Genomic DNA, 12580 nt, shown 5'->3' on the forward strand with positions numbered 1-12580 from the left:
AGCGATAATAATTGATGGCGCCAAAGCTCCTAAAAACAATATTAAAGCCCCTTTCCAGTCGAAAATATATTTGGGTAAAGAAGAATTTTTCAAACTCATCAGTTCATAATTTTAACAAAGATAATTTTTAATATTCAATATCGCTTTCCAGCTGCTCCACAATTCTTTTCATTGAAGTTTGATACTCTTCATCAGAAGAATTCTCAAACACCAAAAAATCCAGATCATCATCGGGATTGTCAATGGTTTTCGGAACCGAAAAATCGATGGTTTTTACATATTCATCCCAGTTCTGCAGTTTCCAGGTATCTCGGTCGGAATTCCTTTCTATCATTCTTTCATGAATAACTTCAGGCGTTGCAACTACCCAAATCACTGTCAGTTTCGCATTAAATTTTTTGAGTTTTTCCTTTAAATTCTTCATATAATCCACATCGCGGATCTCTCTGGTGAAAGGGGCGTTAATCAAGACGAAATTATCGTAATTCAAAGCGTCCAAAGCCAAGTCAACAATCGCTTCATATTCATAATTGCGGATGTATTTTTCGAAAAATTCAGAACTGCGGTTGTATTCTTCTCCGGCAACGGCGAAAATCTGCTTGCTTAAAGGAATCAAGGTGTCCTTATCAAGATAAACAATATGTTTCAGATTTTCGGAAAGCTTTTTTGAAATATAAGTTTTTCCAGAAGCAGGAGGCGACGTAACTAGTATAAGGCGTTTCGGCATTGCATTTTATTTGAAAACAAATATAAATAATTTGAAATCACAGCTCAATAGGGATTCAACATTCGAAAAAAGCGCAACTCTCCTCTTTCAAATCTCGCTAAAATTCCCGATTTTTGCAGCCATAAATTTTCATATGTCAGATTTAATCAAGGAAATAGAAAAAAGAAAAACGTTTGGGATTATTTCTCACCCCGATGCCGGAAAAACCACACTTACAGAAAAACTGTTGCTTTTTGGAGGTGCAATTCAGGAAGCGGGAGCAGTAAAATCCAATAAAATTAAGAAAGGTGCCACTTCCGACTTTATGGAAATTGAAAGACAGAGAGGGATTTCTGTGGCGACTTCGGTTTTGGCGTTTGAATATAGAGGTCATAAAATCAATATTCTCGATACTCCAGGCCACAAAGATTTTGCGGAGGATACATACAGAACTTTAACGGCAGTAGATTCTGTAATTGTTGTAATAGACGTGGCAAAAGGTGTTGAGGAACAGACGGAAAAACTCGTTCAGGTTTGCAGAATGAGAAATATTCCGATGTTGGTGTTCATTAATAAATTGGACCGTGAAGGTAAAGATGCATTCGATTTGCTGGATGAAGTAGAACAAAAATTAGGTTTAACAGTTTGTCCACTTTCTTTGCCAATTGGGATGGGAAGCGACTTCCAGGGAATCTATAATATTTGGGAAAACAACATCCAATTATTTTTAGAAGAGAAAAAACAAAAAGTTGGAGATTCTGTAAAAATTGATGACGTTCATGACGCAAAAGTTGATGAAATTATCGGTGAGAAAGCAGCGGCAACTTTAAGAGAAGAACTCGAATTGGTAGAATCTGTTTATCCGGAATTCAACCGCGAAGATTATATGAACGGAAATTTACAGCCTGTATTTTTCGGTTCTGCTTTAAATAATTTTGGGGTTCGAGAACTTTTGGATGCATTTATCGACATCGCTCCGATGCCACAACCCAAAGAATCGGATTTGCGAATCGTAAAACCTGAAGAGAAAAACTTCACCGGTTTCGTTTTCAAAATCCACGCCAATATGGACCCGAAACACCGCGACAGATTGGCTTTCGTGAAAATTGTTTCCGGAACTTTTAAAAGAAATGAAAATTACCTTCTTGTTCGTGAAGGCAAGAAAATGAAATTTGCTGCTCCAAATGCATTCTTCGCTGATAAAAAAGAGGTAGTTGACGAAAGTTTTCCGGGGGATATTGTCGGATTACACGATACCGGAAATTTCAGAATTGGAGATACTTTAACGGCGGGAGAAAAATTGAGTTTCAAAGGAATCCCGAGCTTCTCACCAGAACATTTCCGTTATGTAAACAACGATGACCCATTGAAGGCAAAACAATTGGCAAAAGGCGTTGACCAATTGATGGACGAAGGTGTTGCACAGTTGTTTACGCTCGAAATGAACGGCCGAAAAATTATCGGAACGGTGGGAGCACTTCAGTACGAAGTTATTCAGTACCGTTTGGAACATGAATACGGAGCAAAATGTACATACGAACCACTTTCCATTCATAAAGCATGTTGGGTGGAAGCCGATGAAAAATCAGAAGAATTCAAAGAATTTGCGAGATTGAAACAAAGATTTTTGGCAAGAGACAAATACAATCAGTTGGTATTTTTAGCAGATTCTTCGTTCACGATTCACATGACTCAGGAAAAATTTCCGAATATCAAACTTCACTTTATCAGCGAATTTCACAACGAATAACTATCACAGTACGGATTTCAATATTAACTGTTGAACGGAAAAAAGATTTCGGGGAAATATTCCGGATGGTGAACTCTCCAGGAACCATAAAATAGGGGATAATTTTTTACTTAATCTTCAGAAATTCTGAAGATTTTTTTTGTGAAACGATTGTAAAACTGATTTACAAATTATTGATTTTAAAGCATTTAAATAAAATTTAAACCAACTTATACAAAAAGAGAAAATTCGGGAACGTAAATTGCTTCATGTTTCGTGTTAAAAACAAATTATAACGATGAAGAAATTTTTTCTTTCAGTTTTTGTAGCAGGAGCACTTATTTCCTGCAGTAAATCTGAAATTCAGCAGACAACGGACAGTATTAAAAGAGCCGACAGTCTTTTCACGAAAGCCAACGAAGGTTTCAAAACGCTGGATTCTATTTCAAAAACCATCAACGATTCGAACGGAATTGCCAGAAAAGTTATCATTCCGGAAATCGAGAAGCAGAAAAAAATGATTGACAGCACTATTAAGAGCGGCAATTATAAAATAGATTCCATCAACAAAGACATTGAAAAAATCACGAAACATGTGAAGAACGGAACTGAGGTCGCAAAAACTTTAGATTCTGCCAATCAGGCTTTAAAAAACGGTGAAAACGCGATTTCAGTTCTAACGAAAACCGCAGACAAAATTTTAAAGCAGACCAAACCACAAACAAGTACTACTAATAAAACTTCGCAGCAAAATCCTGCAACGCAAAATCCGCAAGCACAACAAACACAGCAAAATCCAACAATTGTTGTTCCGCCAGTCATTCAGCAAGACCCTGTAACGAAAACGGCAAAACTGGAAATCAGTGTGAAGGATTTATCGAATGCTAAAGCCATGCTTCAACAGCAAATACGCGACAGCAATGGAGATTTAGTAACGGAGAATTTTACCGAAAATGAAGGTGTAAAAAAAGAATATTTAACGGTAAAAGTTCCTTTAAAAAATTTCGAACAGCTTGTTGGTTCTGCTTCGAACAGTTTGGGTGATGTGAGAATGAAAAATACAGAATCTGAAGGAACCGATTATCAGCCGAACCAAATGTGCGACATCGAAATCACGTTGGTACAAAGCGAATTGGTGGACAATCAAATGGCGAATAACGACACTTCCAGCAATCCTGATTCTTACAGAGAAAAATCTTCTGGCGCTTTTATGAAAGGTTTTATAGTTTTAGGAGATGGTTTTCTGATGTTGCTTCCTTTTTGGCCGATTTTCTTAATTGGAGGTTTGATTTGGTATTTCGTTGCCCGTAATAAAAAGAAAAAAGAACGCGAGGAATTCGAAAGGCAGCAGATTTTGAATCAGCAAAGAGTTCAGGCGCACTATCCTACGGAAAACCAGACTTCTACCGAAACAACTTCTGAAGTGAAGAAAGATGGAGGTGATGAAACGGATTACTCGAAGTACTTGCCGAAGAATTAATCGCTCAACGAAGTTTTTGCTTAAGGAAATTTAAATTTAAAAAAGCCTTCCGAAAATTTGGAAGGCTTTCTTTTATTTCATGCTGACTACTTTATCTACAACATAAACGCTGTTCCCTCTCCAAGGTAAAGCACCTTTGTATTCTTTGTAATGCAAGTCGAAATATTTTCCGCTGTTTTGCTCCATTTGTTGGGCAACATTTGCATCTTCGATAGAAAATTCGAATTCGTAGCTGGTTAAAGCTCCTGTTTTTCCGCGTCCGAATCCTTCCTGAATCAGTTTACCTTCGTAGGTTTTGAAGAGATATCCTTTCTTCACCACGTAGTTGAGTGTACCGGATTTTACGCCTTCACCGAAAACAAAAAAGTATTTGTACCAGATAAAACCACCCAAAAGCAGCAGTACAAAAGCCAAACTTATCCAAAAATATTTCATCGTCTGTTTTTAGTTTTAATATTAATTTTTAGAAATACTTCTTGAAATCACGATTTTCTGAATTTCAGAAGTTCCCTCATAAATCTGAGTAATTTTTGCATCACGCATCATTCTTTCCACGTGATATTCTTTCACATAACCGTAGCCTCCGTGGATTTGAACCGCTTCAACAGTAGTATCCATGGCAACTTGTGAAGAATACAGTTTTGCCATTGCTCCACTTTCAGAAATGTCTTTTCCTTCATCCTTTTCGGAAGCTGCTTTGTAGCACAACATTCTTGCAGCTGTAATCTGCGTTGCCATATCTGCTAATTTGAATGCAATTGCTTGGTGATTGATAATTTCTGTTCCAAAAGCTTTTCTTGTTTTGGCATATTTCAAAGCCAGTTCGTAAGCTCCGGAAGCGATTCCTAAAGCCTGAGAAGCGATCCCAATTCTACCACCGTTCAAAATCGCCATTGCAATTCCGAAACCTGCTCCATCATCACCAATTCTGTTTTCCTTCGGAACTTTTACGTTGTTGAAAATTAAAGAATGTGTATCACTTCCTCTAATTCCCAGTTTATCTTCCTTCAAACCGATTTCGAAACCTTCCCATCCCTTTTCAACGATAAAAGCATTAATTCCTTTATGTTTTTTCTCAGGATCAGTTTGTGCGATTACGATATAATAAGTTGCATTCCCACCGTTGGTAATCCAGTTTTTAATACCGTTCAAAAGGTAATAATCTCCTTTATCTTCCGCTGTAGTTCTTTGCGAAGTGGCATCAGAACCAGCTTCAGGCTCGGAAAGCGCGAAAGCTCCAATAACTTGTCCACTTGCCAAAGGAACCAAATATTTCATTTTTTGCTCTTCGCTTGCATATTTTTCCAAACCAGCACAAACCAAAGAGTTGTTCACCGACATTACAACTGCTGCAGAAGCATCAACCTTTGCAATTTCCTCCATCGCAACAACGTAAGAAATATAGTCCATTCCCGCTCCTCCATATTTTGGATCGATGAACATTCCAAGGAAGCCTAATTCTCCCATTTTCTTAACCTGTTCATGTGGAAACTTCTGGTCTCTGTCTCTTTCAATTACGCCGGGCAAAAGTTCTGTTTGTGCAAAATCTCTTGCTGCCTGCTGAATCATCAACTGCTCTTCAGTTAAGTTAAAGTTCATAAAATGTATAATTTTTAATTGTCCCAAAAATACACTTTTTCCCAAAAACACTGAAAAATTTTCTTTTTTTGCTGAATTAAATAAAAATGATATTTTTACGAGAACCAATCTCTGTTAAATTTAAATTAAAAATAAATTAATATTTATGTCGATTAGAAGACTATTTGATTGCGCACATCATACGCACAACAAATTTCCTAAGGATGATATTTTCGTAACGAAATATCACGGTGAATGGGAAAAAATTTCCACTGCAGAGTTTATCAACAAAGGAAATATGATTTCCCGCGGTTTACTGAAACTGGGCATAAAACCCGGCGATAAAATTGCTTTAATCACCACCGCTTCACGCACAGAATGGGCAGTAATGGATTTGGGAATTTCCCAAATTGGAGCAGTTTCCGTACCTGTTTATCCTACGATTTCTCCGGAAGATTACGATTTTATTTTCAACAATGCTGAAGTACAGTACTGTTTTGTTTCCGACAGAGATTTGCTGGATAAAGTGATGAAAATTAAAGCCAATGTTCCTACTTTAAAGGGTGTTTTCACCTTTGATAATATTGATGGAGCTCCGAACTGGAAAGAAGTTTTGGATTTAGGTCAGGATGATACTACACAACAGGAGGTGGAAGACCTTTCAAAAACCATTAATCCAGAAGATTTAGCGACGATTATTTACACTTCCGGAACTACAGGAAAACCAAAAGGCGTAATGCTTTCGCACCAGAATATTGTGTCGAATGTGTTAGGTTCGGACCACAGAATCCCTAGAAAAAGAGGTCTGGATTACAAAGACACTCGTGTATTAAGTTTCCTGCCGATTTGCCATATTTTCGAGAGAATGCTGTTCTATCTTTTCATGTACAACGGTTTCAGCATCCACTTTGCAGAAAGCATTGATAAAATGGGCGAAAACGTGAAGGAAGTAAAACCTCACTACATGAGTGTGGTTCCACGATTAATTGAAAAAGTTTACGATAAAATTTACGATAAGGGAACAAGTGCAGGAGGTCTGAAAACCAAAATTTTCCTTTGGGCTTTAGGTGTGAACAAGGCCAAACAAAAGATCGGCAAACCAAGCGGAATTAAAGAAATTATTGCCGATAAACTGGTATTCTCTAAATGGAGAGAAGGTTTGGGTGGAAATATCGTGACTTTGGTTTCCGGTTCTGCTGCGCTTTCGGAAAGGCTGAACAAAATGTTCCAGAATGCGGGAATCCCAATTTTGGAAGGTTATGGTTTAACGGAAACTTCTCCGGTAATCTCTGTAAACTCTTTCGACAGATTAAAAATCGGAACTGTGGGTCATGTTTTGGACAATCTGGATGCAAAAATTCAGGAGGATGGAGAAATTACGGTGAAAGGACCATCTGTTTTTAAAGGATATTTCAAAAATGAGGAAATGACGAAAGAAGTCTTTACCGAAGATGGCTACTTTAAAACAGGTGATATTGGCCATTTCGACAGCGAAGGTTTCCTGAAAATTACCGACCGTAAAAAAGAAATGTTCAAAACTTCGGGTGGAAAATATATTGCACCACAGGTAATTGAAAACCTTGCGAAAGCTTCCAAATTTATTGAGCAGATTATGGTAGTTGGAGACGGCGAAAAAATGCCGACTGCTTTGGTACAACCTGACTATGTTTTCGCTAAACATTGGGCAGAACGCCACAACCTCAATATTGGAGCTACACCAGCAGAAATGTCTCAGAGTAAAGAATTAAAGGAAAGAATTGGTAAAGAGATTGATTATCTGAACACGAAGCTCGGAAGTTGGGAACAGATTAAACGTTTCGAGCTGACTCCGGATGTTTGGTCCATCGATTTGGGGTTACTGACGCCAACTTTAAAACTGAAACGAAAAGCCGTAAAAGAAAAATATATCGATTTGTACAATAAAATGTACGGCCACGAAGCATAAAACAAAAACCCGGTTTGAGCCGGGTTTTTTGTTTGGTTAAAATTTGAAATTTTAAAAAATAATTTAAACACGTACAAAAGTTGCTTATATTTGAGTGTTGTAGGCAATCTTAAACAAAAATATGTCAAAATATGGACTGACAATCCGAAAAGTTGAGTATGTGAAAAAGAAAATCAACTGTAAATAAAAGAGTATTTGAGTAAGCGAAAATCAAAAGAGTAGCAATTAATTAAATCCATTTTATTATGAAAACGATAAATTTTTTATTATATGTTTTTATTGGATTTCTATTATGTTCTTGTTCAAGAAACGAGGAAATAAATGTAAAAGAACTAACTGACCAAGCCAAAATAGCAAAAATCCAACAATCAGGAATTAAAGGAATTCCATTTCCTTTAGATAGTAAAGCAGTCGAGACAGAAGTTCACGATGTTATAAAGATTTCATTGCCTGAAGACGTTTTTTTTGTTGTGAAAGATTCAAAAGGAGAGGTATACCGTTTACCTGAAGCGGGTGTAAGATGTACTTGTACACGAGGAACAGGATGTTCACCTGTGAAATATGATGGTGACTATTATTGTGTTATGAACGAAAATTGCAGCGTTTGTTCAATGAAGACTACTAGAATTGGATCTAATGAAGTCATTGAAATTATAGGATTAATGGACGAAAGAAAACCAGTTAAACTGTTCGCAAACGTAAGTGGAAAATTTACAACAAACGTTTCTAAACACCAATATGGAATAAGCGAAGACTTTTTTAAATGTAAAGAGGTTAGAAATGAAATTGCTAATTTATATAAAGTTATCTATGGAGAAAACATACCAGACTTTATTAAAAATAATTCATTTAACATACCAACTAACTACACTTACACAAAAGTTGATTTTTTTGGTAATGAAATCTTAGTTCCAATACCTAAAAATTCTTCTATTATTAATGATTTAAATCTGAAAATTGTTGACCCTGGAGATGGTGGTGGTGTATCTTGTAAATGTTATAAAGGTTCAGGTTGTGTTTTAAAATCAATGTTAGGAACGAAATACTGTGATGCGGGAAATTGTTCTGATTGTGCATTGAACGGATAAAAAGACTGCCTACAACATCGGTTTTCCGTTAGCTGCAAGTGTGCCAATCGATCACATAAATTTATCAACAAAGGAAAAATATTAAATAAAGGTGATTAATTCAAAAACACAGAATAATTGGTATTTAACCCCAAACAAAACTTTCTTAATTATATTTTGGGTGTTTTCATTAATCGGATTTTTTTATGTTTAACTTCAATGACCAACTTTTTCATCACCATTTAAAACTAACTATTTAGTGATTTGGTTTTTAATAGCTTCAGGTTTATTCTCAACTATTAAACTGACTGCAAATTATTTTAGAAATACTAAAAACAAATAATATTATTATATAAATTTTCTTTAATCCACCTGCATTTAACATTATATTGCCGAAAAAATGAGTTGAATATTAACTTTAACGACTCATTTTAAATATATCAAGGTAACAAAAAAACCGCAGATTTTTCTGCGGCTTCTTATTTTCAAGAAAGGTCAATTAAAACTTAATTATTTCTTTCATTTTTTCAGTTTCTTCAACAACCAAATCGTCGTCTACCAAAATTTTTCCGGAATGCTCATCGATGATGATTTTCTTTCTCTGCGCAATTTCCATTTGCTTTTGTGGCGGTATTGTGAAGAAAGAACCTTTCGCAGCACCTCTTTCCAAACCAACTACAGCAAGTCCGTTCCCGGAGTTTGTGCGGATTCTGTTGTAAGAAGCCAACAGTCTTTCGTCGATTTTTGTAGCGAATTCCTGAGATTTGTTCAACAGGTATTCTTCTTCTTTCTGCGTTTCAGCAACCAAACCTTCCAATTCTTCTTTTTTGAATTTAAGGTGCTGTTTCAAATCTTCGATTTTAGAATTCAGATCGTCCAAAGTTTCGCTTTTCACCGAAATGCGGGCATCAAATTCCTTTATTCTTTTTTCAGCCAGTTGAATTTCAAGTTCCTGGAACTCAATTTCTTTTCCAAGTGCTTCAAACTCCTTGTTGTTTCTTACGTTGTCCTGCTGAGATTTATATTTTTCGATTAAAGAATTAGCATGATTAATCACCTCTTTTTTGTTGTTGATTTCGTCATTCTGCTCCTTTACCTCGCCTTGAAACTTTTCAGCTCTTTTTTCAAGACCTTCAATTTCAATTTCCAAATCTTCCACCTCGATAGGAAGTTCACCTCTTGTATTGCGGATTTCGTCCAATCTGGAGTCGATAATCTGCAGGTCGTAAAGTGCTCTTAATTTTTCTTCAACAGAAATTTCGATTGTTTTTTTAGCCATATCTAAAAGAAATAATTTACTGGGTTTGTATTTTCGCCTGATTTAGCGATTGCAAATTTAGGAAATTTTTCTGATAAAATCTCAATTAATTGTTGGGTTACAAACTGTTCCGATTCGAAATGTCCGATGTCGCAGATGAGCATTTTATTTTCGGCCGCGAAAAAATCGTGGTATTTTACATCTCCTGTCAAATAAGCATCGCAACCTGCGCTTAAAGCAGCTTTAATTCCACTTGCACCACTTCCTCCCAAAACGCCTATTCTTTTGATTTTTTTTGAATTGAATGAAGAATGACGAATCACTTTCAAACCAAATTTTTCTTTTACGAATTTCAGGAGTTCTTCCTCCGAAAGTTCCGTTTCCAAATCACCGAATCTTCCCAAACCGGAATACTGATTTTCGTTTTCAAGCGAAATCAGCTGATATGCGACTTCTTCGTAAGGATGAGCCGATTTCATCGCTGAAATAATTTGATGTTGTTTGAACGCTTCAAAAATTACAGATATCATCACTTCATCAGCATTTTCACGAACATTTTGCGTCCCCGAAAAAGGATTGGAACCTTCATTGGGTCTGAATGTTCCCGTTCCGGAAATACTAAAACTGCATTCATCATAAAAACCGATATTTCCTGCTCCGGCTTCGAAAAGCGCTTCCTTCACTTTTTCTGCATCATCTTTCGGAACAAAAACTTCCAACTTCTTCAAATTTTGCATTTTCGGCATTAAAATCTTCTGATTTTTTAAACCTAAGGCTTCGCAAATACCATAATTCACTCCAAAAAAATCGTTGTCGAAAGCCGTGTGTAAAGCATAAATCGCAATTTTATTTTCGATAGCTTTCAGAACAGCGCGTTCTACATAATTTTTTCCGGTTAAAGATTTCAAACCCGAAAAAATAATCGGATGAAAAGTGAAAACCAAATTGTAATTCTTCGAAATCGCCTCGTCAATCACGTTTTCCAAAGCGTCATGACAAACGAGAATCCCTGTGATTTCCCGGTCCGGATTTCCGCACAAAAGACCAACGTTGTCGAAATCTTCGGCTTGTTTGGAGGGAATAATCTGTTCAAATTCCGAAATAAATTCTTTTATTTTCATAAAAAGTCCTTAATTTCAACGAAAATAGGAATAATTTCGAAAATCAGCAGTTTATGGATGCACATCATGCAATAGAAAAAGAACATAATCTAATTCCAGGACGCAAAAAATGGAAGCGGCAGTTATTCCGCATTATCTATCACGCAGACACACCACTGGGGAAACTTTTTGATATCTGCTTACTGGTACTCATCTCGCTAAGTACCTTCATCGTTATGATGGAAAGTGTTCCTTCGCTGGACAAACGGTTCCATACTGTTTTTATCGTTTTGGAGATCATTATTTCCATTTTTTTCACCATTGAATATATTTTGAGGATCAGCATCATCAGAAATAAAAAAGATTATATTTTTAGTTTTTTCGGGATGATCGACCTGCTATCCATTCTACCCTTTTATCTGAGTATTTTCTTCCCGGTAACCAAATTTTTCCTCATTATAAGAATGTTGAGAATGCTAAGGGTTTTCCGGATCCTGAACCTGCTGGATTTTATGAATGACGGCTACCTGATCGTAAAGGCGTTGAAGAACAGCTCCAGAAAAATTTACATCTTTCTGCTTTTTCTGATGATTTTTAATGTAATTGTAGGTTCACTCATGTACATGGTAGAAGGTCACAAGGAAGGTTTTGAAAGCATCCCGCAAAGTATTTACTGGGCGGTAGTTACGGTAACCACGGTAGGTTATGGCGACGTTTCGCCAACCACACCGCTGGGAAAATTTTTCTCGATTCTACTGATGCTGGCAGGTTATGCCATTATTGCGGTTCCTACGGGAATTGTAACAGCGGAAATGCGAAATAAAAGACAAAATTTCGAAAAAATCTGTAAAAGATGCGGCAACGAAGACATTGATGATGATGCGAATTACTGTAAAAGATGCGGCGAAAAAATGGACGATACTTTAAATTAACTGATATTGAGTGTATCAGTATAACTTTCTTTGGCGGCTTCATATCCAATTTTGAAAATTTCATCCATCCTTTTTTGTTTGGTCTCGAAAAGGTTGTATTTCTGCAGTTCGGTAGGATTGATAAACCAATCACAAGTCGTCATTTTTCCTAATTCAGCCTGAGTTGTCATCAAATCATAAGCTCTGGAAGTAACATCAATCATCGATTTTAAGTCGGAAGCTTCAACCTGTTGTTGTGGCGAAAAATAAACACCGATAATCTTTCTACTTACATATTTCAAAACATCAGCAGGAAAATTATTTAGAATTCCACCGTCGTTGTAAAGGTCATTACCAATTTTATATGGTGTTGCTACCATCGGAACTGCACATGAAGCAATTAAGGCGTCCACAACTTTCGTCTGTCCGCCAAAAACCTCCAATTTTCCGCTTACAATATTGGTGGCGGTGATGAAGACTCTTTTATCCAGATCATCCAAAACCAGGTCTTTAAAGATTGGATTCAGATATTTTTTAAACACGTCTGAATGAATAAATCCACCCGGTTTCATCAACGCAAAATGGTTCCATTTGAAAAAATAGACCGATTTGAAAAACGTTACAATTTCTTCTGGCTTTTTTCCTGCAGCATACATGGAAGCCACAATTGCTCCTGCACTTGTTCCTGCAAGAACATCGGGAACAATTTCCTGTTCGTTTAAAAACTTGATAACTCCAGCATGTGCAATTCCTTTAGAACCACCACCACAAAAAGCAATACCGAGACTGTACATTTTAAATTCTTT

Annotated in this window: 11 protein-coding genes; 5 read left to right on the forward strand and 6 right to left on the reverse strand. The window is 36.5% G+C overall.

Features of this window, described 5'->3' with window-relative positions:
- Window positions 1-127: 127 nt before the first annotated feature.
- Window positions 128-727, reverse strand: coding sequence for an AAA family ATPase (locus Q0252_RS10705; protein WP_297986131.1), 600 nt, complete (start codon window positions 725-727; stop codon window positions 128-130).
- A gap of 133 nt (window positions 728-860) precedes the next feature.
- Here Q0252_RS10705 and Q0252_RS10710 point away from each other — a divergent pair, with 133 nt between their 5' ends.
- Both Q0252_RS10710 and Q0252_RS10715 read left to right on the forward strand, forming a co-directional pair.
- Window positions 861-2456 carry a peptide chain release factor 3 gene (locus Q0252_RS10710; protein WP_297986133.1) on the forward strand — a complete coding sequence of 532 codons (1596 nt, stop codon included), beginning with the start codon at window positions 861-863 and terminating at the stop codon, window positions 2454-2456.
- 277 nt (window positions 2457-2733) lie between these two features.
- On the forward strand, window positions 2734-3915 hold the full coding sequence (locus tag Q0252_RS10715) for a DUF4349 domain-containing protein (RefSeq protein WP_297986135.1): 1182 nt from the start codon (window positions 2734-2736) through the stop codon (window positions 3913-3915).
- A gap of 72 nt (window positions 3916-3987) precedes the next feature.
- On the opposite strand, the gene Q0252_RS10720 is transcribed toward Q0252_RS10715, so the two are convergent.
- Window positions 3988-4350 (reverse strand): hypothetical protein, encoded by a 363-nt coding sequence (locus Q0252_RS10720; protein WP_297986137.1) that lies wholly within the window; start codon window positions 4348-4350, stop codon window positions 3988-3990.
- Between the two features lie 21 nt (window positions 4351-4371).
- Window positions 4372-5514 carry an acyl-CoA dehydrogenase gene (locus Q0252_RS10725; protein ID WP_297986139.1) on the reverse strand — a complete coding sequence of 381 codons (1143 nt, stop codon included), beginning with the start codon at window positions 5512-5514 and terminating at the stop codon, window positions 4372-4374.
- A 145-nt stretch (window positions 5515-5659) separates the two neighbouring features.
- On the opposite strand from Q0252_RS10725, the gene Q0252_RS10730 reads away from it, so the two are divergent.
- The gene (locus Q0252_RS10730) at window positions 5660-7438 is read left to right on the forward strand and encodes a long-chain fatty acid--CoA ligase (RefSeq protein ID WP_297986141.1); all 1779 of its coding nucleotides are present in this window, start codon (window positions 5660-5662) and stop codon (window positions 7436-7438) included.
- A gap of 245 nt (window positions 7439-7683) precedes the next feature.
- On the forward strand, window positions 7684-8526 hold the full coding sequence (locus tag Q0252_RS10735; protein ID WP_297986142.1) for a hypothetical protein: 843 nt from the start codon (window positions 7684-7686) through the stop codon (window positions 8524-8526).
- A 478-nt stretch (window positions 8527-9004) separates the two neighbouring features.
- On the opposite strand, the gene Q0252_RS10740 is transcribed toward Q0252_RS10735, so the two are convergent.
- Together Q0252_RS10740 and Q0252_RS10745 are read right to left on the reverse strand one after the other, a co-directional pair.
- On the reverse strand, window positions 9005-9784 hold the full coding sequence (locus Q0252_RS10740) for a hypothetical protein (RefSeq protein ID WP_297986143.1): 780 nt from the start codon (window positions 9782-9784) through the stop codon (window positions 9005-9007).
- A gap of 2 nt (window positions 9785-9786) precedes the next feature.
- Window positions 9787-10884: a Nif3-like dinuclear metal center hexameric protein gene (locus Q0252_RS10745; protein WP_297986145.1), complete on the reverse strand. Its 1098-nt coding sequence runs from the start codon at window positions 10882-10884 to the stop codon at window positions 9787-9789.
- A gap of 53 nt (window positions 10885-10937) precedes the next feature.
- Between Q0252_RS10745 and Q0252_RS10750 the strand changes: the two genes are divergently transcribed.
- On the forward strand, window positions 10938-11795 hold the full coding sequence (locus Q0252_RS10750) for an ion transporter (RefSeq protein WP_297986146.1): 858 nt from the start codon (window positions 10938-10940) through the stop codon (window positions 11793-11795).
- Here the strand turns inward: Q0252_RS10750 and Q0252_RS10755 are convergent.
- Complete coding sequence (locus Q0252_RS10755; RefSeq protein ID WP_297986148.1) at window positions 11792-12568, reverse strand: patatin-like phospholipase family protein; 777 nt, start codon at window positions 12566-12568, stop codon at window positions 11792-11794. The two genes, Q0252_RS10750 and Q0252_RS10755, sit on opposite strands and share 4 nt — an antisense overlap.
- Window positions 12569-12580 lie beyond the last annotated feature (12 nt).

The organism is uncultured Chryseobacterium sp., from assembly GCF_936933875.1.
GTDB lineage: Bacteria > Bacteroidota > Bacteroidia > Flavobacteriales > Weeksellaceae > CAKZIK01.

What these genes read in the sequence shown, in the direction of transcription:
- Q0252_RS10740 (WP_297986143.1), bottom strand. Translation starts at nt 9,784, where the DNA reads ATGGCTAAAAAAACAATCGAAATTTCTGTTGAAGAAAAATTAAGAGCA.
- Q0252_RS10755 (WP_297986148.1), bottom strand. Translation starts at nt 12,568, where the DNA reads ATGTACAGTCTCGGTATTGCTTTTTGTGGTGGTGGTTCTAAAGGAATT.
- Q0252_RS10745 (WP_297986145.1), bottom strand. Translation starts at nt 10,884, where the DNA reads ATGAAAATAAAAGAATTTATTTCGGAATTTGAACAGATTATTCCCTCC.
- Q0252_RS10735 (WP_297986142.1), top strand. Translation starts at nt 7,684, where the DNA reads ATGAAAACGATAAATTTTTTATTATATGTTTTTATTGGATTTCTATTA.
- Q0252_RS10750 (WP_297986146.1), top strand. Translation starts at nt 10,938, where the DNA reads ATGGATGCACATCATGCAATAGAAAAAGAACATAATCTAATTCCAGGA.
- Q0252_RS10730 (WP_297986141.1), top strand. Translation starts at nt 5,660, where the DNA reads ATGTCGATTAGAAGACTATTTGATTGCGCACATCATACGCACAACAAA.
- Q0252_RS10705 (WP_297986131.1), bottom strand. Translation starts at nt 727, where the DNA reads ATGCCGAAACGCCTTATACTAGTTACGTCGCCTCCTGCTTCTGGAAAA.
- Q0252_RS10710 (WP_297986133.1), top strand. Translation starts at nt 861, where the DNA reads ATGTCAGATTTAATCAAGGAAATAGAAAAAAGAAAAACGTTTGGGATT.
- Q0252_RS10725 (WP_297986139.1), bottom strand. Translation starts at nt 5,514, where the DNA reads ATGAACTTTAACTTAACTGAAGAGCAGTTGATGATTCAGCAGGCAGCA.
- Q0252_RS10715 (WP_297986135.1), top strand. Translation starts at nt 2,734, where the DNA reads ATGAAGAAATTTTTTCTTTCAGTTTTTGTAGCAGGAGCACTTATTTCC.
- Q0252_RS10720 (WP_297986137.1), bottom strand. Translation starts at nt 4,350, where the DNA reads ATGAAATATTTTTGGATAAGTTTGGCTTTTGTACTGCTGCTTTTGGGT.